Annotated in this window: 12 protein-coding genes; 6 read left to right on the top strand and 6 right to left on the bottom strand. The window is 71.0% G+C overall.

The genetic code is table 11. The features are described from left to right. Positions 1–4 precede the first annotated feature (4 nt). The 3 genes from WME96_RS17425 to WME96_RS17415 form a co-directional block, all read right to left on the bottom strand. The gene (locus tag WME96_RS17425; RefSeq protein WP_437292328.1) at positions 5–1327 is read right to left on the bottom strand and encodes an MFS transporter; all 1323 of its coding nucleotides are present in this window, start codon (positions 1325–1327) and stop codon (positions 5–7) included. Between the two features lie 94 nt (positions 1328–1421). Then, positions 1422–2240 carry a 5-deoxy-glucuronate isomerase gene (locus tag WME96_RS17420; protein ID WP_437291239.1) on the bottom strand — a complete coding sequence of 273 codons (819 nt, stop codon included), beginning with the start codon at positions 2238–2240 and terminating at the stop codon, positions 1422–1424. A 75-nt stretch (positions 2241–2315) separates the two neighbouring features. Beyond that, positions 2316–3923, bottom strand: a complete 1608-nt coding sequence (locus WME96_RS17415; protein ID WP_437291238.1) for a carbohydrate porin — start codon at positions 3921–3923, stop codon at positions 2316–2318. Between the two features lie 683 nt (positions 3924–4606). On the opposite strand from WME96_RS17415, the gene pheS reads away from it, so the two are divergent. Both pheS and pheT read left to right on the top strand, forming a co-directional pair. Continuing rightward, positions 4607–5656 carry a phenylalanine--tRNA ligase subunit alpha gene (pheS, locus tag WME96_RS17410; protein WP_437291237.1) on the top strand — a complete coding sequence of 350 codons (1050 nt, stop codon included), beginning with the start codon at positions 4607–4609 and terminating at the stop codon, positions 5654–5656. Between the two features lie 32 nt (positions 5657–5688). After that, the gene (pheT, locus tag WME96_RS17405) at positions 5689–8181 is read left to right on the top strand and encodes a phenylalanine--tRNA ligase subunit beta (RefSeq protein ID WP_437291236.1); all 2493 of its coding nucleotides are present in this window, start codon (positions 5689–5691) and stop codon (positions 8179–8181) included. Positions 8182–8591: 410 nt separating this feature from the next. On the opposite strand, the gene WME96_RS17400 is transcribed toward pheT, so the two are convergent. Beyond that, on the bottom strand, positions 8592–9218 hold the full coding sequence (locus WME96_RS17400) for a hypothetical protein (RefSeq protein ID WP_437291235.1): 627 nt from the start codon (positions 9216–9218) through the stop codon (positions 8592–8594). Positions 9219–9892: 674 nt separating this feature from the next. Here WME96_RS17400 and WME96_RS17395 point away from each other — a divergent pair. Continuing rightward, positions 9893–12193, top strand: a complete 2301-nt coding sequence (locus WME96_RS17395) for a DUF4215 domain-containing protein (protein WP_437291234.1) — start codon at positions 9893–9895, stop codon at positions 12191–12193. A gap of 316 nt (positions 12194–12509) precedes the next feature. Then, on the top strand, positions 12510–15083 hold the full coding sequence (locus tag WME96_RS17390; RefSeq protein ID WP_437291233.1) for a glucosyltransferase-I: 2574 nt from the start codon (positions 12510–12512) through the stop codon (positions 15081–15083). A 12-nt stretch (positions 15084–15095) separates the two neighbouring features. Here the strand turns inward: WME96_RS17390 and WME96_RS17385 are convergent, their stop codons facing one another. Next, the gene (locus WME96_RS17385) at positions 15096–17915 is read right to left on the bottom strand and encodes an nSTAND1 domain-containing NTPase (RefSeq protein ID WP_437291232.1); all 2820 of its coding nucleotides are present in this window, start codon (positions 17913–17915) and stop codon (positions 15096–15098) included. Positions 17916–18238: 323 nt separating this feature from the next. Here WME96_RS17385 and WME96_RS17380 point away from each other — a divergent pair, with 323 nt between their 5' ends. Both WME96_RS17380 and WME96_RS17375 read left to right on the top strand, forming a co-directional pair. After that, a complete protein-coding gene (locus WME96_RS17380) occupies positions 18239–19249 on the top strand; it encodes a hypothetical protein (protein ID WP_437291231.1) in 1011 nt (336 codons plus the stop codon). Positions 19250–19649: 400 nt separating this feature from the next. Beyond that, positions 19650–20246, top strand: a complete 597-nt coding sequence (locus WME96_RS17375) for a hypothetical protein (RefSeq protein ID WP_437291230.1) — start codon at positions 19650–19652, stop codon at positions 20244–20246. Positions 20247–20316: 70 nt separating this feature from the next. Here WME96_RS17375 and WME96_RS17370 read toward each other — a convergent pair whose 3' ends face one another. Next, positions 20317–22113: a sigma 54-interacting transcriptional regulator gene (locus WME96_RS17370; protein ID WP_437291229.1), complete on the bottom strand. Its 1797-nt coding sequence runs from the start codon at positions 22111–22113 to the stop codon at positions 20317–20319. Positions 22114–22233: the final 120 nt, after the last annotated feature.

Here is a 22233-nt window from a genome sequence, read left to right as displayed (position 1 = left end):
TGTCCTATCCTCGTCGCAACCGCGCGGCCTCGAGCCGCGGCACGAGCGCATGAATGATGGCGAGCGCCAGGAGGTAGGCAGACGCCGCCATGACGAAGAGCGTCGAGTAGCTCCCGGTGAGCTGCAGGACGCGCCCGGCGATCTGCGCGATGAGCATTCCGCCGATCGCCCCGGCCATCCCGCCGAAGCCGACGGCCGAGCCCACGGCCTGCGACGGGAACATGTCCGTGGTGAGCGTGAACAGGTTCGCCGAGAAGCCCTGGTGCGCGGCGGTGGCCAGCCCCAGGAGGAGCACGGCGACCCACAGCGAGTCGGTGCGCGTCGCCAGGAACACGGGCGCGACGCCGAGCGCGCACACGAGCATCGCGGTCTTGCGCGCCGCGTTCGCGCTCCAGCCGCGGCGCATCAGCGTCGAGGAGAACCAGCCGCCGGCGATGCTGCCCACGTCCGAGAGCAGGTAGATCGTGACCAGGGGCGGGCCGATCTGGAGGAGGTTCAATCCATGCTTGCGGTTCAGGAAGTCGGGGACCCAGAACAGGTAGAGCCACCAGAACGGGTCGGTCATGAACTTGCCGATCGCGAACGCCCATGTCTGGCGGTGCGGGAGGAGCTCGAGCCAGCCGACCTTGCCCGCGGGCGGCGACGGCTCGCTCGTGATGTAGGCGCGCTCCGCCTCGGAGACGCGCGGGTTCTCCGCGAGGGGCCGATAGAGGATCATCCAGGCGACGATCCACAGCGCGCCGATCGCGCCTGTCAGCGCGAAGGCGGCGCGCCACCCCCACGTCACCGCGATCCACGGCACGACGAGGGGGCACACGATCGCGCCGATGTTGGTCCCCGAGTTGAACAGGCCGGTCGCGAGCGCGCGCTCCTTCTTCGGGAACCACTCCGCGATCGTCTTGATGGCGCCCGGGAACATGCCGGCCTCGCCGACGCCGAGGGCGAACCGGGCGGCGGAGAGCCCCCCGGCGCTGCCCACGAGCGCGTGCGCGGCGGCCGCCAGGCTCCAGAACCCGACGGCGAACGAGAACCCGCGCCGCGTCCCGATGCGATCCATGAGGCGGCCCATCGTCACCATGCCGATCGCGTAAGCGGCCTGGAACGACGTGACGATGTTGCCGTAGTCGATGTCGTTGTAACCGAGGTCCTTCTGCAGCGTCGTCTTGAGGACGCCGAGCACCTGCCTGTCGACGTAGTTGATCGTCGCCGCCGTGAACAGGAGGGCGCAGATCACCCAGCGATACCCCCCGACCCCGGCGGCGGCCTGCGGCGCCGCGTGCGGCGCGGCGGCGCCTGCGTCTGCGCGGCGCGGCGCCTCCGCGGGCACCTCGACGATGCCCGTGGTGGGCTCCGATTTCATGACCATGAGAAGCACTCCTCACTCCCTGAGCCCGCGTGACGCTGGCTCGCTCACGGGGTAGTTACTTGAGGCTCGCCTCGAGCCCGGACCCGCGCTGGCTGAACTCCGGCTGCACGTTGACCACGCCGAACACCCGATCTTCCCGCTCGCGGTGCGCGGCCATGAGCCAGACGAAGTTGATCGAGTGCCCGGGCGCCGCGACGTTCGGGTGGTAGCCGGCGGGCATCAGGACGGCGTCGCCGTCCCGCACCACGGCGACGACCTCGGGCGCCTCCGGGCTCGTGTAGACGAGCTGCACGCCGAACGCCGGAGGCGGCATATCGAAATAGACGTACATCTCCTCGAGGATCTCGGTGTGCTCGTGCGGGGGCCAGCTCGTCCAGTGCCCCGGGGCCGAGCGCGTGAAGCCCGCGACGATGCGGCCGGCGTCCACGTTCTTGCCGATCAGGATGTTGAGCTCGCGCTTCGTCGCGTCGCCGCCCGCCGTGAACTTGAGCGCCGGGTTCTGCTCGACGTCCCTGTAGCGCACGACCTGGATCGGGTAATTCCCGTCCACCTCGGCGCCGCATTCGACGAGGTCGACAGCGGAGGTCGTGCTGACCGCCACCGTCGAGCCGCGAGGCACGTAGATGGCGTCGTACTGGCCGAGCCCGATCGTGTCCCCGCCGTTCACCTGCACCACGCACCGGCCGCCCAGGCAGAGCAGCCCCACCTCGCGCCCGCACGTCTCGAAGACCACCTTCGGGGCGGTCTGGTCGAGCAGGATGCGACCGTAATGCAGGCGCTTCATCGGGCTGTCGGCCGGCGTCACGGAGAGCTTCCTCCCCTTGTGGGACGCCGTCGCGCGGACCACGACCTCTCGAGGATTCACTGGATTCATGGACAGAGACCTTCCTGTGTTTGTTAAGCGTATTGACGATGTCGCGCGGAGGAGCCCGGACGCCCCGTGGCCGCGTCAGAAAGCCGGGCTCGCCTTGATGTTCCACTCGACGTTCAGGCCGATGAAATGCTCCCACGTGCGCTGGCTGAACACGTCGTCCCGCGGATAGAGCGCCTTCGCGCCGTCGTCGCGCCGGGAGACGAGCCAGATGAAGCGGAACTGCGGGCGCTTGAAGTCGCCCTTGCCGGCCGCGTTCAGGAACGGCACGAGCCCGAAGCGCACGACGCTCGCGTTGTGGTGGCTCGCTCCGGGGGACGCGCCGGGCGCCGCAGGATCGGCCGGCGGCGGGACCCTCCCGCGCCGCTGCGCCTGGTACGAGCCCTCGACCGCGATACCGCCCCAGTCGCGCAGGTAGACGTGCGGCCGCACGACGAAGATGCCCTCGTCGAGATCGCTGAAATCGAACGAATCGCTCGCGTTGCGGAACGAGCGCACGTACCCCGAGGCCATGAGGCCGAGCGGCCCCGTCTCGTAATTGCCGCTCAGGGTGACCATGAGCTCGTGCGCGCCCGACGCGGTGCCGTCCGGCGCGGGCTGAAACGGGCTGCCGAACTCGCCGTACGCCGCGAGGTCGCCCGCATAACGGAGGAACAGGTGCAGGTGCCCGTTGTCCACGCCGGTGAACGGGCTGACCTGGGCGCCGATGACGTACCCGGAGTCGCGCGGCAGATCCTCGAAGACGCCCGCCTCCGCCGTCTCGCGCCTGCCGGCGGGCGTCGTGTGCAGCTCGCCGTACAGGACGCCCTTGACGCCGCCCTTCTCCCCGACAGGAACGGTGTGGCTCGCCTTGAAGCTCGAGATGAGCCGCTGGCGGTCGAGGACGTTGACGTTCGCCGTGCCAGGCTGGTTGAGCGCGGGCGGGCGCTCCACCGCCTGCTGATAATACGGCGTGAGCGGCCGGTTGACGCCGGCGTGGACGGCGAAGTACGTGCGCTTCGAGGGCAGGTCGTAACGGACGCCTCCGCCCAGCGTGTTCAGCCAGTCGAGCGGCCAGAAGTCGAGCAGCTCGCTGTTGTCACCGCGGTAGAGGCGCGAGCCGATCCACACGCTCAGCCCCTTGAGGCCGAGATCTCGCTCCTCGACGAAGGCGTTGCGGAGCGACATGTTGATGTTCCACGGCCGCGCGTTGTTGTAATGGAGCGTCGGCGCGTCCACGACCAGGCGGACGGCGACGCGCGTGGTGGCGCCGGTGGACTGCCAGTGATCTTGCCGCTCGAGGTCGAGCTGGACGAAGGTGGACTCGTCGAGGCGCGAGCCCCTCAAGACGATGTCGGCGTCGCGCGGCGCGTCCCCCTCGCCGTCCATGGCCGCGACGGCGCGGCCGACGCCGCCGAAGAAGAACCCGCTCTCCGGCGCCTTCTCCTGCGGCGGCATGCTGGGCTCTTCCTTCGTCGCCGGCTGCTGGGACGGGCCCACGGGCTGCGCCGGCTCGGCGCTCCCGGCGGCGACGGCCTCCGAGGCGTCTTTCCCGGGCTGCGGCGCGGCCGGCGTATCGGCCGGCGCGCCCGTCGTGTCGGCCGCCTGGCCAGGCGAGGTCGTCGCGGGAGGGGACAGCGGCTGCGCGCTCACGACCGCCGGAGCCGCGAAGAGCGCCGCTAGAGAGAGATGGAAGATGGGCTTCACGGGTTCGTCGTTCTCGTAGCGAGTTGGCGTTGCACCAGCGCAGGCAGCAGGGCTGTCGCCAGGGCGCAAACCACCCTGACGAGCACACCTGACGTGGCCCGTTCATCGATCGGAGCGCGCACGGCGCCCCTGCGCGGACACGTTCGTCCGCGATCGTCCTGGTTCGTCCTCGCTCAGAGCAAGCGACGAGCCAGGGACATAAAGGCCCAGCGTGGCGTCATGACCAGGGCATTCTCACCCTGGTCGAGATGCGATTTTCGATTCAGACGGACAGAGCTCGATGGAGACGCCGTAAACCTCGAGTTGACATGGTTGACGCGGTCGACAGCCGCGGTTGACGCGCGCCGCTCGCAACGAGCTCGCAGGGGCCTCTCACTCGAGCAGATCGGTGCGGCGCGATGAGCGTCCGTGGAGTCGGCGCGGGCGGGCCGGCGCGCGGCGACGCTCTCCCGGTGGACCGGGCCGTCGCGAGCGGAGGGCCGTCAACCCGAGGTTGACCGCGTGGACATGGGGTGTTGCGCGCCGCGCGGCGCGGGGCTGCGTCGCCCGGGAGGGCTGCTCCGCCGGGGCGCGCGGCGCGGCTGCCGGCGCAGGACGCCGCGCCACGTCCCGCGCGGGGAGGCAGGAGCTGCGCGGGACGTGACATCTTGCGTTGCCATGGCCTCTGAGGTAAGGGGGCGGCAATGAGTGGTCCCGAACTCGGCCGCCTCATCGACGAGGTCGATCGCACGGTGGACGTCCAGTTCGCCGCCGTCGGCGATCTCGATGAGCTGAACCGCCTGTATGCCAGCCTGCTTGGGCGCCGCGGCTCGCTCAATGCGCTGATGAAGCAGCTCCCCGGGGCGGCGCCCGAGGAGCGCAAGCAGCTCGGCCAGCGGCTCAACGCCGTGAAGGGCCGCGTGGAGCGCGCCCGCGAGCTGGCGACCGCGCGGATCAAGCGGACCGCGCGCGACCTGGAGCTCTCCGCGCCGCCGCTCGATATCACCCTGCCCGGCCGCTGGCGCGCGCCGGGGCGGCCGCACCCGATCATGCGGACGCTCGACGAGATCGTCGATATCTTCGTCGGGCTCGGGTTCGACGTGGCCGAGGGGCCGCAGATCGAGCTCGCGCGCTACAACTTCGATCTCCTCGGGTTCCCGGCGGATCACCCGGCCATGGACATGCACGACACGTTCTACGTGGCCGGCGATCCCGGGCAGAACGTGCTCCTCCGCACGCACACGAGCCCGGTGCAGGTGCGCGAGATGCTCTCCCACGCTCCCCCGGTGATGATCGTCGCGCCCGGCGTCGTCTATCGCCGCGACGACGACGCGAGCCACAGCCCCATGTTCGTGCAGATCGAGGGGCTCGTCGTCGATCGCGACGTGTCGCTCGCCGACCTCAAGGGCCTGCTCGAGGTGTACAGCCGCCGGATGTTCGGCGAGAACACGAGGACGCGCTTCCGGCCGAGCTACTTCCCCTTCACCGAGCCGAGCGCCGAGCTCGACGTGTCCTGCCTCGTCTGCTTCGGCGCGAACCGCGCTTGCCCGCAGTGCAAGGGGACTGGCTGGCTGGAGGTGCTCGGGTGCGGCATGGTCCACCCGACGGTGCTCCGGAACGTCGGAATCGACCCGGAGGTCTACACGGGCCTCGCGTTCGGCATCGGCGTGGATCGCACGGCCAACATGAAGTTCGCCGTCGACGATATCCGCGCCTTCTACGAGAACGACGTCCGCTTCCTCGGAAGCCTCTAGCCGGCTCACCGCTCTCCGCAGGCCCGACTCCCATGTTGATATCCTACAAGTGGCTTCAAGAGATCCTCGGCGCCGATCCCGGCGTCGACGCGGTGACATCGGCGCTCGGCCGCGGCGGGCTCGAGGTGGACCGCGTGACGCACGTCGGCGCCGCGCTGCGCCCGGTCGTCCTCGCGGCCGTCGTCGGGACGCGGCCGCACCCGAGCAAGAAGGGCCTCACGCTGGTCCGCGTCGACGCGGGCGGCGCCGGCGAGGGCGTCGAGGTGGTGTGCGGCGCGCAGAACGTCCCGGCGCCGGGGGCCCGGGCGCTCGTCTGCTATGCGCCCGTGGGGGCGCAGGTCGTCGACCGCAGCGGCGCGCTCGTCACGCTGACCGAGAAGGCGGTCGCCGGCGTCGCCTCGGCCGGCATGCTGTGCGCCGAGGACGAGCTCGGGCTCGGGTCGAGCCACGAGGGGCTCCTGACGGTCGAGGGAGGCCGGCCCGGGCAATCGCTGCTCGACTGGGAGCCGCGCCTCGAGGACTGGATCATCGAGCTCAGCGTCACGCCGAACCGGCCCGACGCGCTGGGCCACCTGGGCGTGGCGCGGGACGTGGCCGCGGTGCTCGGCATCCCGTTCCAGCCGCCGACCGTCGCCGCGCCGAAGTACGACTTCGCGCGGGCCGGCCAAGCGTCGGTGGAGGTGCGCGACGGGGCGCGCTGCCCGCGGTATGCCGGCCAGGTGATCGAGGGCGTCCGCGTGGGCTCCTCGCCGCTCTGGGCGCGGGTGCGGCTCGGCCGCCTCGGCGTCCGGCCGATCACGAACATCGTCGACGCGACCAACCTGGTGATGCTCGAGCGGGGTCAGCCGCTCCACGCCTTCGACCTCGACACGCTGCGCCTGCCGGTCGAGATCCGGATGGCGCGGCCGGGCGAGGCGTTCGTCGCGCTCGACGGGCAGAAGCTGTCCTTGAACGAGGACGACCTCGTGATCGCCGACGCGGAGCGCGTGGTCGCGCTGGCCGGCGTGATCGGGGGCGCGGACAGCGGCGTCACGGCGACGACCACGCGGGTGTTCCTCGAGTCGGCGTACTTCGAGCCGCGCGGGATCCGCCGGTCGGCGCGCCGGTACGGCTTCCACACCGAGGCGTCGCACCGCTTCGAGCGGGAGGTGGACATCTCGGGGGTGCCGCTGTCGCGCGACCGCGGGAGCGCGCTCATCTGCGAACTCGCGGGCGGCGGGGCGGCGGGCGAGCCGATCGACGCGTACGTCGCGCCGCGCGCCCCGCGCCGGCTGACGCTGCGCCTGCCGCGGTACCAGCGGATCATCGGCGCCGAGGCGCCGGCGCGGACGCGCGAGATCCTCGGGACGCTGGGCATCTCGATCGTGGCGGAGCTCGCGGACCAGCTCGTCGTCGAGGTGCCGGCGCACCGGCCGGACATCGTCGAGGAGATCGACCTCATCGAGGAGGTCGCGCGCGTCGCCGGCTACGACCAGATCCCGAGCCGGCTGCCGCACGTCGCGGCGGCGCCCGCGGGCGCGAAGGGCGATTACCGGCTGCGGCGCAGGGTGCGGCAGATCTGCACCGGGATCGGGCTGCACGAGGCGGTGACGTACTCGTTCCTGTCGCCGCAGGAGCTCAAGGCGGCGCGGTACGACAGCGCGTCGCTGCTGCGGCTGCTCAACCCGCTCTCCGAGGAGAAGTCGGTGATGCGGCCGTCGCTCGTGCCGGGGCTGCTCACGGTCGCGCAGCGGTCGCAGCGGTACAACGTGCCGCGGGTGCGCCTGTTCGAGGTGAGCCAGGTGTTCCTGGCGCGCCAGGGCGAGGCGGCGGGATCGAGCGGAGCCGAGGGCGCGGCCGGCGCGAACGGGGCCGGAGACGCGGGGCAGCAGGCGCCGGTCGAGCGGCCGCCGGTCGACGAGCCGACGCGGCTGACGGTCCTCCTGGCGGGGCCGCGCGACAGCTATCTGACGCGGCCCGAGGACGTCGATTTCTACGACGGCAAGGGCGTGGTCGAGGCGGTGCTGGCGGAGCTCGCGGGCAGCGTGGCGCCGGCGTTCGATCTGGAGGGCGAGCCGCCGCCCTGGGCGCACCCCCGCAAGGGCGCGCGCGTGACGCTCGACGGTCGGGAGGTCGGGTACGTGGCGGAGCTGCACCCGGACGTGCGCGACGCGCTGGAGATCACGAGCGGGGTCGTGGTGGCGGAGCTCGACCTCGCGGCGATCGCGGGGGCGTACAAGGCGCCGGTGGCCGCGAAGCCGAGCCGGTTCCCGGCGATGAGGCACGACGTGGCGCTGCTCTTGCCGCTCGATGTACCGGCGGGCCAGGTCATCGAGGTGCTGCGGAGCACGGCCGGGGAGCGCTGCGAGAAGGTCGAGCTGTTCGACCGGTACCGCGGCAGCGAGCTGCCGGCCGGGACGCACTCGCTCGGGTTCGCGCTGTGGTTCAGGTCGCCGGAGCGGACCTTGACGGACGACGAGGTCGACAAGTGGACGAAGGCCGCGGTGGACGCGGCGAAGGCGCGGTTCGGCGCGCAGCAGCGCTGAGCCGAGGCGGCGGCGCCGGGCGGTGACTCCGGGCTGCCCGGCCCCCGGAGAGGGTGTTTGTCGGGCGGCGCGGGGCCCCTCGACGAGCTGAGCCCCGAGGAGGCAGCCGCCGCCGCAAACCGGCGCGCGGCTGCCCCGAACCGCTCCAGCGCTGCCCCGAACCGCTCCAGCGCTGCCCCGAACCGCTCCAGCGCTGCCCCGAACCGCTCCAGCGCTGCCCCGAACCGCTTCAGCGCTGCCCCGAACCGCTTCAGCGCTGCCCCGAACCGCTTCAGCGCTGCCCCGAACCGCTCCGCGCCGCCGTCACCCGCCCGAGACCCCCCGTCGCCCCCAGGTCTGGAGCCCTTTTCGCCTCGAACCCCGGGGGGCCGAGGCGAGCTCCCCTCCCCCGGCGCTCTCCGGCGTCCTCGTCACGCCGGAGGGCCTCCGGCCCCGCCGGGATCGACAGGCGCGCTCTCGCAGATGTCGATGGCCGTCTTGCACTTGCCGAACTGGCAATACCCGTGTCGCCCGAGCGCCGGATCCGGACATTCGACGTCCGGACAATCGGCGTTCGTCGTGCACGATTGGCCAGTTGCAGGCGTTGTCGCCATGTCCATCGCTCTGTCGTAATAGAAGGCGCACAGGGCCCCTGCATCGGGGTCGTGACTGCTGTCGTTCGCCGCCTGCAAGGCCTTCTTGTAGCGCTCGCTCTCCTCGAAGCAGGGGTGATCCGCCGCGAGATCGGCGGCCTCGATACCCACGCCGCTCTCGCAGCCCGCCTGCTGCGCCGTGCAGGTCATGAGGCTCTGGAGCTGCTCGAAGACCGGCTTGCAGACGCCCAGCTCCTTCACGGCCTGGCCGTGGACCAGGCGGGTATTTGCGGCGCACTGCTCGGCTGTCACGCCGTCGCTCAGCTTCCCGCACTCGGCCAGCTTGTCGCAGAGGAGATCCTCGGGGCCTGCTGGCGCTGCGGACTCGCTCAAACAGCCCGGCACGGCCATCGCGACGAGACCGAAGATCGGGGCGCACAGGAGGATGGTCTGGAGCGTTTTCATGGAGTGTGACCTACCTTTCAAGGTGATCGCCGGTGAGCCCGGCTGGCAGAGCGCCGTCGCAACCGGCGTGCCGCCCCTCCACGCGAGCGGCCCTGGGATGAAGAGCGGCCTGCGCGGCGCGCCGAGCCCAGCCGCGCCGTGCGGTCGCTCGGCGCCCTGGGCCGGTATGCGCGCGGCAAACCTTGCCTGCGTGGCAAAGATTGCCACCGCTGCGAGGCAGCGGCATGGCAAGGATTGCCATCGCGCCGCCCCCGCGCCGCGGACACGCCGAGGCGACACGCCCGACGTCGCCGTGCGCTGCCGCGAGGAGAGGCGTCGCGGCGGCACCGCACGGCAAAGCGGCATGATAGCAGCCCACCTCTGCGGCGCCGAGATGGCATGTCGCTTGCTGCTTGCTGGCGATCTCGCGCATGAACCCCACGCTCGGTCCTCGCGTCGCTGCTGTCGACGCCGGCGCTCTCCCTGATCCTCCTGGCGCCCCGATCCCGCGCGTGGCTCCGGAAGCAGCGCATATTGCTTCCCGCAGCGCGGAGGTGCAATACCGGAGCGGACTGCCGGCCGCCGGGAGAGGTAACAGCGAGGAGAACATGCGAGCATCGACGCGAAGACGGGGCGCTGAAACGCGCGGGAATGTCACGGGCCCTCCGCACGGCGGCTGGGCGCCTCGTCACGTCGTGGCGATCGTGTTCGTGATGGCGCTGATCGCCGTCACGGGCGCATGCCTCCAGGGCGGGAAACCTTGCGGCGGGAGCTTTTGCCCGATCGACCATGCGTGCCTCGAGAGCGACCCGGACGACGACGAAATCGACTACGTGTGTGTTGCCCCCGGCCGCCTCAACCAGTGTGGCAACAAGGTTCTCGAGAGGGAGAACGCCGAGATCTGCGACGACGGCAACACGACGGACGGCGACGGATGCAGCGCCGACTGCGCGTCCCGCTGCGGCAACGGCGTCGTCGATGACGACGCCCCTCCGTTCGAGCTCTGCGACGATGGCAACACGATCAGCGGCGACGGGTGCAGCGCCGACTGCACGTCCGACGAGCGTTGCGGCAACGGCATCCTCGATGCCGAGGAGACGTGCGACTGCGGCGCTGGCGAAATTACCGCGACCGACCCGCTGTGCCGCGGCAGCCAGAACGCGAAGCTCCGCGGGTATTGCAGGCACGACTGCAAGGTACATTGCGGCGACGGGAACCTCGCAGCGGATGAGAAGTGCGATCCCACCGTGCCAGTCATGACCTCCTGCTTCTACCTGCGTTACGATTTCGGCCGCCCGGGGTGCCTCAGCTCCTGCGATGAGCTGTCCGCCACGCCGTGCGGAAGCTGGAACTGGAGTCGACAGGATCCCGTCACGGCGGAGTGGTTGCGCGGCGTGTGGGGGAGCGGGGCGGAGGACGTCTTTGCCGTCGGCTTGAACGGCACGATCCTGCGCTACGACGGCCAGCGCTGGCAAGCCATGGCCTCGCCCACGTCGAGCTTCCTGGTTGGCGTGTGGGGAAGCGGGCCGCGGGACGTCTTTGCCGTGGGGAATGAAGGCACGATCCTGCACTACAACGGTCAGGACTGGAAGGATATGCCCTCGCCCACATCCGCAGGATTGTCCGGCGTATGGGGAAGCGGGCCGGAGGATGTCTTTGCCGTGGGTGATGAAGGCACGATCCTGCACTACGACGGCCTGCGCTGGGAGACGATGAACTCCCCCACATCCGCAGGGTTGTCCGGCGTGTGGGGAAGCGGGCCCGCGAATGTCTTCGCCGTGGGGAATGAAGGCACGATCATGCACTACGACGGCCAGCGCTGGGAGCTCGCGATCTCGCCACCCTCGGAGAGGCTGAGGAGCGTGTGGGGAAGCGGGCCGAACGATGTCTTTGCCGTGGGTAGTTACGGCACGATCCTTCACTACGACGGCGAGGCGTGGAAGAGCATGGCCCCGCCCCCGTCGGAGTCACTGCCCGGGGTGTGGGGGAGCGGGCCGCGGGACGTCTTTGCCGTCGACATCAACGGTTCGATCTTGCACTACGACGGCCAGGACTGGCACGTCATGAACTCGCCCGTGTCCACGGAGCGGTTGTTCGGCGTGTGGGGGAGCGGGCCGCAGGATGTCTTCGTCGTGAGCGATCGAGGCACGATCCTGCACTACGATGGCCAGGAGTGGCAGGGCATGGACTCGCACACGTCGGAGCGGTTGGAGGGCGTGTGGGGGAACGGGACGCAGGGTGTCTTCGCCGTGGGTGACAGAGGCACGATCCTGCACCACGACGGCCAGGAGTGGCAGATCATGGAGTCGCACACGTCGGAGCGGTTGGATGGCGTGTGGGGGAGCGAGCGACAGGGTGTCTTCGCCGTGGGTGACAGAGGCACGATCCTGCACCACGACGGCCAGGAGTGGCAGGGCATGGCCCCGCCCACGTCGGAGCGTTTGTCCGGCGTGTGGGGCAGCGAGACGCAGGGTGTCTTCGCCGTGGGCGGCAACGGCACGATCCTGCGCTACGACGGCCAGGGGTGGCAGGGCATGGACTCTCCCACGTCGGAGTCTTTGTCCGGCGTGTGGGGGAGCGACCCGCGGGACGTCTTTGCCGTGAGCGAGATGGGCACGGTCCTGCACTACGACGGCCAGACGTGGCAGGACATGAACGCCCCCAGGTCGGGATGGTTGTCCGCCGTGTGGGCGAGCGGGCCGCGGGATGTCTTCGCCGTGGGTGATGAAGGCACGATCCTGCACTACGACGGCCAGCGCTGGGAGGACATGACCCTGCCCACGTCGGAATGGTTGTACGGGGTGTGGGGGACCGGGCCGGAGGACGTCTTTGCCGTGGGCGCGTTCGGCGCGCTCCTGCACTATGACGGGACATCCTGGCTCAAGCTCAATTCCACGACAGATCGCGATCTTCACGCGGTGTGGGGGGCCGGAAGGACATCCTTCGTCGTCGGCGATCTCGGCGCCATCTACCGTCACACCCGGACGGCGCCGTGACGAGGCCCGTCCCCCACCTCGCCGCGGCGCGCGTCCGGTAGCGTCCGCTACAGCTCCTTACCTGCGCCCTGCTGGCGCGCAGCCCGTATCCGGCGCCGGCGGAGCTTGGTTCTCGGGCTTCCCTGGAGGAGGTGCTCATGCGTACACTCGCGTGTCACGTACGGCCGGCGGTTTTGCGCGACACGGCGCTGGCTTCCGGGCCGCTGGGCGAGGAATCAACGAGGTACAGATGAGGGCATGGACGCGGATACGGGGCATGGAGAGGAACGGGAACGTCACGGGCCTTCCGCGCGGCGGTTGGGCGCCTCGTCACGTCGTGGCGCTCGCGTTCGTGATGGCGCTGATCGCCGTCACGGGCGCATGCCTCCAGGGCGGGAAACGTTGCGGCGGGAGCTTTTGCCCGATCGACCATGAGTGCCTCGATAGCGACCCGGACGAGGACAAGGTCGAATACGTGTGTGTTGCCCCCGGCCGCCGCAACCAGTGTGGCAACATGCTTCTCGAGACGGACAACGCCGAGGTCTGCGACGACGGCAACACGATGGACGGCGACGGGTGCAGCGCCGACTGCACGTCCCGCTGCGGCAACCGCGTCGTCGATCGTGATGCCCCTCCGCTCGAGGTTTGCGACGACGGCAACACGATGGACGGCGACGGGTGCAGCGCCGACTGCACGTCCGACGAGCGCTGCGGCAATCGCGTCATCGATGAGGTACGCGGCGAGGTCTGCGACGACGGCAACACGATGGACGGCGACGGGTGCAGCGCCGACTGCACGTCCGACGAGCGCTGCGGCAACCGCGTCGTCGACGAGGTACTCGGCGAGGTCTGCGACGACGGCAACACGATCGGCGACGACGGGTGCAGCGCCGACTGCACGTCTGACGAGCGCTGCGGCAACGGCGTCGTCGATGCGGTACGCGGCGAGGTGTGCGACTGCGGCGAGGACAGGATCGTTGCGACCGACCCGTCGTGCGAGGGTGAGCAGAACTCGGACCTCCGCGGGTATTGCAAGCTCGACTGCACGGCACATTGCGGCGACGGCGAGCTGACGCAGGGTGAAACCTGCGACCCCGAGCTGCCCGTCATGACGTCTTGCGTCCCCCTGCGCTTCGATTTTGGCCGCCCGGGGTGCAACGATTCCTGCGATGGCCCGTCCACCGCCACGTGCGGCGCCTGGAACTGGCGCCGGGACGATCCCGTTACATCGCAAGGCTTGCGCGACGTGTGGGGGAGCGGGATGCAGGATATCTTCGCCGTGGGTACCAGCGGCGAGATCCTGCACTACAACGGCCAGGACTGGCAGAGAATACCGTCTCCCACGTCGGAAGAGCTGTCGGGCGTGTGGGGGAGCGCGTGGAACGATGTCTTCGCCGTGGGTCGTGGCGGCACGATCCTGCACTACGACGGCCTGGACTGGACGGACTGGACGGACATGCCCTCGATCCCGGAGCATGGACCGTTGTTCGACGTGTGGGGGAGCGCGTCGAACGATGTCTTTTTCGTGGGGGGTGGAGGCACGATCCTGCACTACGACGGCCAGAACTGGCAAAAGGAAGCCTGGCCCGAATCGGAAGTGCTGTTCGGCGTGTGGGGGAGCGCGTGGAACGATGTCTTCGCCGTGGGTGGTAACGGCACGATCCTGCACTATGACGGCGAGAAATGGGAGTCCGTGGGACCGCCCGCGCCGGGGGTATTGCTGTATGACGTGTGGGGGAGCGCGTCGAACGATGTCTTCGCCGTGGGCAGCCACGGCACGTTCCTGCACTATGACGGCGAGGGATGGAAGGACAACCCGCCCACCACATCGAAGCCATTGTGGCTGGCCGTGTGGGGGAGCGCGTGGAACGATGTCTTCGCCGTCGATGATCAGGCCACGATGCTGCACTACAACGGCGATGGCTGGCAGAAATTGACCTTGCCTCCGGGGGCCACGCTGTTGTACGGCATCTGGGGAATCGGGCCGCGCGATGTCCTCGCCGTGGGCGATAACGGCACGACGCTGCGCTACAACGGCCAGGAATGGCGCCGCATCGACTTGACCGATTCAAACGATCTGCGCGGCGTCTGGGGGAGCGGGCACCACGACGTCTTCGCCGTGGGGTACGGCACGATCCTGCACCATGACGGCCTGGACTGGACGCCCATGGAGACGCCCACATCGGGAGAGCTGCTGCACGGCGTCTGGGGGAGCGGGCCGCACGATGTCTTCGCGGTAGGGCTACAGGACACGATCCTGCACTACGACGGCCTGAACTGGATCGCCATCGGCCCGACGATGGCGGCGGAGTCGTTCCGTGCCGTATGGGGAAGCGCGCCGAGCGATGTCTTCGTCGTGAGCGAGAAGGGCACCATCCTGCACTACGACGGCGCGGGCTGGGAGAAGATGACCCCGCCCTCGCCTGTGGCGCCCTTGTATGGCGTGTGGGGGAGCGCGCCGGACGATGTCTTTTTCGTGGGCGATCCGCCGAACGAATATGGTGCTCTGCCCAGGGCGCTGCACTACGACGGCGTGGACTGGCGCCCCATGACCTTGCCCACCTCGGAGCCTTTGCAGGGCGTGTGGGGCACCGGACGGGACGATGTCTTTGCCGTGGGTAACAGAGGCACGATCCTGCACTACGACGGCCAGGAGTGGCTGGCCATGAGCTCGACCACGCTGGAAACCTTGTATGGCGTCTGGGGGAGCGCGCCGAACGACGTCTATGTCGTGGGTGAGAACGGCACGTTCCTGCACTACGACGGGATCTCCTGGCTCAAGCTCAATTCCACGACGGATCGATCCCTCTACGCGGGGTGGGGCGCCGGAACCACGTCGCTCGTCGTCGGCAGCCGCGGCTCCCTCTACCGTCACACCCGGGCGGCACCGCCGCCGGCACCGCGGCCGTAGCCGCGGCGCCCGCTACTTCAATCTCTCGCCGATCTTCCCCGCGGTCCGCTCGATGAGCTGCTCCTGCTCGCGCTTGCTCTGCAGCATCGCCTCGGCCGCGGCCCTGGCCTTCCGCTCCTCCTCGGTGGCCTTCACCTCGGCCTCGCGCGCCTCGGCCTCGGACCGCTGCGCCGTGTCCCGCGCCGCCCGCGCCTGCCCCACCGCTGCGCGGGCGCGCTCGGCCTCGGCCTCGGCGCGATCGCGCGCCTCCTCCGCCTCGCGCTGCATCTGCTCGGCCCGCCGCCGCTCGGCCTCGCTCTCCTGCCGCGCCCGCTCGGCCGCGCTCCGCTGCGCCGCCTCGCTCGCGAGCGCCTGCTTCAGCGTGTCCTCCCCCCTCCGGATCGCGTCGAGCTGCGCCGTGATCACGCCGTTCTGGCGGCTCAGCTTCACGATCCCCGCCCCCGCCACGCCGACCAGGATCGACAGCGCCGCGATGACCCCGGAGACGAGGCGGCGGCGCATTTGCCGCGTGTGGTTCGCCAGCCGGAGCACCTCCTCCAGGAACAGCCGCTCCCGCTCGGGCAGCGCGCCCCGGTAGCGCTCGTGGAAGTCGCGCGCCTCCCTGGCCACCTTGCCGCGCCAGAGCGTGTCCGCGGCGCGGCCGCTCGCGTCCCAGAGCCGGGCCGCCGCGCGCAGCCGGTCCAGGAACGCGGCGTCTTCCTGGCTCTCGCCGAGCCAGCGCTTGAGCGTCGGCCACCGCTCGATGAGCGACTCGTGCACGAGCTCCACCGTGCTCTCCGCGCGGTCGCTCCCCTTCTCGATCGCCAGGAGCCGCCCGTCGGCGAGCAGGCCCACCACCCGCTCGATCTCGCCCGGGTCCCCGGGCAGCTCGCAGAGCTCGGCCAGGCTGGCCACCGCCCGCGTCCGCTCCGGCGTCACCAGGCGCTCCAGCACCGCCCGCGACAGCCTCGCCTGGCGCTCGCTCATCCCGGCCAGCAGCGTGTCGGCGTGGCTCGCCAGCGCGCCCGCCACGCCGCCGAGCGCCTCGTAGCTCGCCCGCGTGAGCAGCCGGCGCCCCCGATCGCGCATCTCCCACAGCCTCGCCGCGGTGAACTGGAGCAGCGGCAGCGCGCCGCGGGTCGTCGCCAGCGCGTCGAGGATGTCCTCGACCATCGCCGGATCCTCGATCTCGTGCCGCGCCGCCTCGACCGGCTTCACCAGCGCCTCGCGCAGCCCCTCGCGCCCCATCGGCCGGAGGAACACGAGGCCGCGGGTCATCGCCGCCATGAAATGCTCGTGCTCCGCCATCCGATCGAGGAAATCGGACCGCACCGACAGGACGACGCGGAGCGGCGAGGAGGCGTCGTCGGCGATCCCCTCGAGGCACGCGAGGAACGCCGCGCGCTCCTCGGCCGGGGCGCCGAGCGTGATGAGCTCCTCGAACTGATCGACGAACAGCAAGAGGCGCTTCTGCGCGCGGCTCGCCCACCCGCGCAGCGCGGCGCCGAGCAGGCCGGGCTCGGCGGGCAGCCGCTCGCCCAGGGCCGCGCGCGTCGACGCGCCGCCCTGCCCGGCGAGCTCCCGCACGTCGGTGCTCAGCGTCATCGCGGGGTGGCTGAAGAGCTCCGCGAGCGCCGCCATCGGAGCGCGCCCGGGCCGCAGCACGAGCGCCTCCCAGCCCTCGCCGGAGCGCTTGAGCGCCGGGATCACCCCGGCACGCACCAGCGACGACTTCCCCACCCCCGACGCGCCCGCGAGCGCGAGCAGCGGCTGGCTGCGGAGGCGCGCGATCACGCCGGCGAGGTCCTGCGCCCGGCCGAAGAAGCGGTCGGCGTCGGCCTCCTGGAACGACGAGAGGCCGGCGAACGGGCTCTCGTCGGCGCCGAGGTGGATCTCCCGGCGCCCGGGCAGGAGCGGCAGGAGCGCGGTGAGCAGCTCCTCCGCCGAGGCGAACCGCTCGGCCTTTCGCTTGCGCAGGCAGCGGTCGATGATCGCGCCGAGCGCGCCGACCTCCGGGTGGCAGGCGCTGACCTCGGGCATCGGCTCGTCGAGGCGCGGCACCGCGATGAGGTCCGGCATCCTGCACGGCGCGAGCGGATGCGCCCCGAGCACGAGCTCGTGGAGCATGATGCCCACCGCCCAGACATCGCTGGACCCGTCGATCTCCTTGCCCGCCCACTGCTCGGGAGACATGTAAGGCAGCGTGCCGACCAGCGCGCCCGTGCGGGTCAGGCGCATGTCCTCGGCGACGGGGCGCTCGGCCACGAGGCTCGCCTCGTCGTCGCGCAGCGAGGCGACGCCGAAATCGACCACCTTGATCGCGCCCGAGGCGTCCAGCATGACGTTCTCGGGCTTGAGATCGCGATGAACGATGCCGGACGCGTGCGCGCTCGCGAGCGCGCGCACGACGGGGACCATCATCTCGACGGCCAGGCCGGGCGCGACCGGCGCCGCCCGCGCCCGGGTGGGGGCGTCCGCGGGCCGGCGCTGCTTCATCCAGGCGCGGAGGCTCTGCCCCTCGATGTACTCGAGCACCATGTACGGGAATCCGCCGTGCTCGTTGACCTCGTGGATCGTCACGATGTGCTCGTGCTTGCAGCGCGCGGTGGCCTGCGCCTCGACGAGGAAGCGCTGGACTCCGACGCTGCTCAGCTTCGTGAGGAGCTTGATCGCGACGAGGCGAGCGAGCCGGAGATCGCGCGCCAGGAAGACGACCCCCATGCCCCCCCGGCCGAGCTCGCGCAGGAGCTCGTAATGGCCGACGCGATCGCCGGCCGACGGCGCCGGCCTGGCCTGCTCCGGGGACGACGACGGCTGGGCGGCCGTCGCGGGCATCGTCTGGGTCTCAATCATCTCACGAGCGCACGCGACCACGCCGCGAGCATAGTACCGTTCCCGTGCGCGCATGTCCCCTTTCACCTCCCGGGGTACCTACGCTCCCCTGCCACATGGCCTCCCCTGGATCGCCCGCTCGGCGCGATCCAGGCATCCGACGGCGCACCCCCGGCGCCGGCTCGCTTGGCAGGCCCTTCCGTTCGATGTAGTCTGATCACGCACGTGCGCTCGATGTCGATCTCGACCTGCGCGCGAGGTGACCAGCGAGCCTGGACTCATGCTAGAGGCGTGCGCGAGCGGAGGTCCACGGACGCCCCGGAAAACACAGGGGCTCGGCTTTCATGACGACAACCCGCAAACGACACGCTCGAATCGCGCTCTCCACAGCGCAGCTCCTGCTGCCCATCGCCCTCGTGGCCGTGTGCGCTGCGCCCGCGCGAGCCCAGGCGCCGCTGCCACCATGGCATCAGGGCGTCTCGGAGGAGCGAAAGCAGAGGGCACAGTCGCTCTTCGACGAGGCGCGGGAGCTGCACCGGCGCATGATGCTCGCCGAGGCGCGGGCCAAATACGAGGAGGCGCTGGCTGCCTGGGAGCACCCCGAGCTCCGGGTCTACCTGGGACGGGCGCTCAGGAGCATCGGTCTGCCGCTCCTCGCCCACGAAAGCCTGCGCCTCTCCCTGCGCTGGGGGCCCGGCTCGCTCGACGCCGAGCTGGAGCAGGAGGCGCGCTCGGCGCTGCGGGCGCTCGTCGAGCGGGAGCTCGGATCCATCGAGATCCGCTGTGACGAGCCGGGCGCCGTCGTGCTGCTGGACGGCCAGCCCTGGTTCGTCGGCCCCGGCGCCGGGCGCCGGATGGTCATGCCGGGAGAGCACGTCGTCACGGCGAGAAAGAACGGCTATTTCACGGTCGTCAAGCCCGTCGTCGTGCTCGCCGGCAAAGAGGCCTCGGGCCAACTCGCGCTGAGCGTCGACACCGTCGTCACCAGGCAGCGGTGGGCCGCGTGGATCCCGTGGGCGACGCTCGGGGCCGGCGCGGCCCTGGGCGTCGCGGGCGGCGTGCTGGCGTCGCGTGCCGGCGCGGATCACAGGGCAAACCAGGAGCGCGTCGAGGTCCTCTGTGATCCGTGGTGCAAGCCGCTCGACCTTGCCGAGGACAGAGACAGCGTCCTCGAGAACCGGCTGGCGATCGGCGCCTTCATCGCCGGCGGAGCGACAGTGATCACGGGGACGGCCCTGCTCTTCATGAACAGGCCACAGTCCACCCGCACCGAGGACCGCGGCGGCGTGAAGGTCGAGTTCCGGCCCGCCGCGTCGCTCGACGCTGCGTGGGTGTCCGCTCGGTTCGTGTTCTGATCCCCGGGAGTCGCCGCGACCTTCGTCAGGCCGACGACGCGGCAAGGCTTGCCGCACCTTGGCCGGGGGGGGCTGGCAACCGTTGCCAGAGCGGCAAAGATTGCCATGCGCACGCTGGCCCCGCGCGTGAGCTCGATCGCAGGGGCGAGCCGCCGGCGCGCGCTGCCGCTTCGTCTCGACGGACGGATCCAGCGGATTCACGCGCGCGTGGGATGGCCTCGCAAGCGCATGGCACATGCGTTGCGATGACTCACACGCGACGAGGCGACTCCAGGCCAGCTCAAGAACACGACGCGTGGTCTCGCCTCTGCTGAACCGACCTAAACGACATGAGGCCCAGTGATCGACGCCGCACGGGCGGGCAACCGATCACCAGGGCTGCACGGAGGGTTCTGAACTCATGAGCTCACTTTCTCTCTTCTCGCGCGCCTTTGTTGGACTCATCGCCCTCTCGGTCGCTCCGGCCTGCGTCGACCCACGAGCCGCCGGCGGCTCCGAGCTCGGCTCGGGCAGGGCGCCCGTCGTCGAGCAGGAGGAGGACAACGATCCGGGGTGCGGCGAGGGCGACGGGCCCTCGGAAGCCTGCGCCTCGTTCGAGGGGACCGGCTGCTACTGGATGGAGAACACCAGCGGTGACTCCTGCTGGGTCCCGGCGGACTGGGCTCCCACCGTCGAGGAGTGCTTCGCCATGGACTCGTGCGACGGCGGCCTCGGCGCGTCCGACGGCGGCTGCTACAAGTGGGCCGACGGCTCCGACGAGGACCGGTATCCCTGGCCGGCGGCGCCGACGCAGGAGCCCGGCTGCGCCTCCTTCGAGGGGACCGGCTGCTACTGGATGGAGAACACCAGCGGTGATTATTGCTGGGTCCCGGCGGACTGGGCTCCCACCGTCGAGGAGTGCTTCGCCATGGACTCGTGCGACGGCGGCCTCGGCGCGTCCGACGGCGGCTGCTACAAGTGGGCCGACGGCTCCGACGAGGACCGGTATCCCTGGTAACGCGCCCGGCCCGCCCGAGCGCCGGCCGTCCGAGCGCGTGAGGGAGAGCCCCGTATCCGGGGGCTCTCTCTCACGCGCTCCGCTTCCCCTCCCGCGCGGAGATGCCGTATTGCTTCAGCTTGAAGGTGAAGGTGCGGACAGGCATCCCGAGGAGCGCCGCCGCCCGCTTCTGGACCCCTTCCGCGGCGTCGAGCGCCTGACACATGCGCGTGCGCTCGATGTCCCGGATCTCCTCGGCGATGGGCTTGAAGCGGAAGGGCGCCGCGGCGGGCGGCGCCGACGGGTCCGCCGTGGGCCGCGGCGCGACGTCGAGCCCGGCGATGCGCTCGGGCAGACACCAGGGCTCGATCACCGGGCCGTCCGCCGTCGCGGCGGCGTACTCCATGGCGTTCTTGAGCTCGCGCACGTTGCCGGGGAACGGGTGCGCGAAGAGCGCGGCGAGCGCGGCCTCCGAGACGTCGAGCGCGGGCCGCCCCGTCCGGGCGCACGCCTCGGCGAGGAACAGGCGGGCCAGGATCGGCAGCTCACGCCGCCTGTCCCGGAGCGGGGGCAGCTCGACGACGGCGGCGCTCAGGCGGAAGAGCAGGTCTTGCCGGAAGCGGCCGGCCTGGACCTCGGCCTCGAGATCGCGGTTCGTGGCGGCGACGACGCGGATGTCCACCTCGCGATCGCGCACGTCGCCGAGGCGCGTGATCCGCTTCACCTCGAGCGCGCGGAGCAGCTTGGCCTGCGCGCCGAGGGGCAGCTCGCCGATCTCGTCGAGGAAGACGGTGCCGCCGTGCGCCCGCTCCAGCAGGCCGGGCTTGGGCGCCCGCGCGTCCGAGAACGCGCCCTTCTCGTAGCCGAAGAGCTCGCTCTCCACGAGCGTCTCGGGGAGCGCCGCGCAGTTGAGCGTGATCAGCGGCCGCTGGGCCCGGGCAGACCAGTGGTGCACCGCGGCGGCGGCGTTCTCCTTGCCCGCCCCCGTCTCGCCGAGGACGAGGACCGGCAGATCGCTCGCCGCGAGGCGCCGGATCAGCTCGAACAGCCGGATCATGGCCGAATCGGCCACCACGATGGTGCGCTCGCCGATGACGTGCTGGACGGCCGTCTCCGAGGCGGCGGCGATCGCCCCCGGCGCGGCGATCGACGCGGCGGTCCGCGCGCCCGCGAGGAGCGTCTCCGTGTCGCCGCCGTCGAACGGATAGGCGGCCAGCCCGCCGCGCGCGTCGGGGGCCAGCGGCGCGATCACCTCGAGCAGGTGGAGCACCGCGGCGCGCGCCGCCTCTCCGCCGAGCTCGGGGAACCCGATGGCCAGGTGAGAGGCCCCGTCCCAGGCGACCATGTCCACGAGCCGGAGCGCCGAGAGCAACCGCTGCTCGAGCGCCATGCGCATCTGCACGGACCCGAGGGACACCACGGCCAGGCCGAACGGCCGCGCCGAGTCGGCGGCGCGCTCGATCTCCTCCTCGACGCGCCGGCGCAGCCGGCCCATGTCGATGAGCGCCCCGCCGCTGGACGACAGCTCGCGCCGGAGGATCAGCGTGGCATCGCCGATGGTGACAACGTCGCCGGAGCCGAGCGTGCGCGAGCCCTCGATGCGCTCGCCGTTGACGAGCGTCCCATTGTGGCTGCCGAGGTCGGTGATCCGGATCTCGCCGCCGGAGACGGCGAGCTTCGCGTGCCGCCGGGAGACCGCGGCGGTGTCGAGCCTCACGTCGGCCTCATCGCTGCGCCCCACGATGAGCACGCCGTCGTCGGGGAGCGCGCGGCGGTACGACGAAGAAGCGCCGATGACGAGGAGGTATGAGCAGACTCCTCGGCTGTCCGGGGACTCCCGCAGCTCGAAGGTCTGAGTCGTCAACGGCGAGCTCGCGGGACCGCTCATGAGGCGGAACCTATACCCGAAGTCCTCGCGCATGCAAGCCGCGAGCCGCTCGGGCCAACGCCGTGCCACAGCCGTTTCAGCGGCTCCAGCGCCGGTGGTGCGACAAGGGCGCCCGCCGCG

The organism is Sorangium sp. So ce406, from assembly GCF_051474675.1.
Lineage (GTDB): Bacteria > Myxococcota_A > Polyangia > Polyangiales > Polyangiaceae > Sorangium > Sorangium cellulosum_G.
The sequence above is the reverse complement of the archived record's forward strand: the minus strand, read 5'-3'. Positions and strand labels throughout refer to the sequence as shown.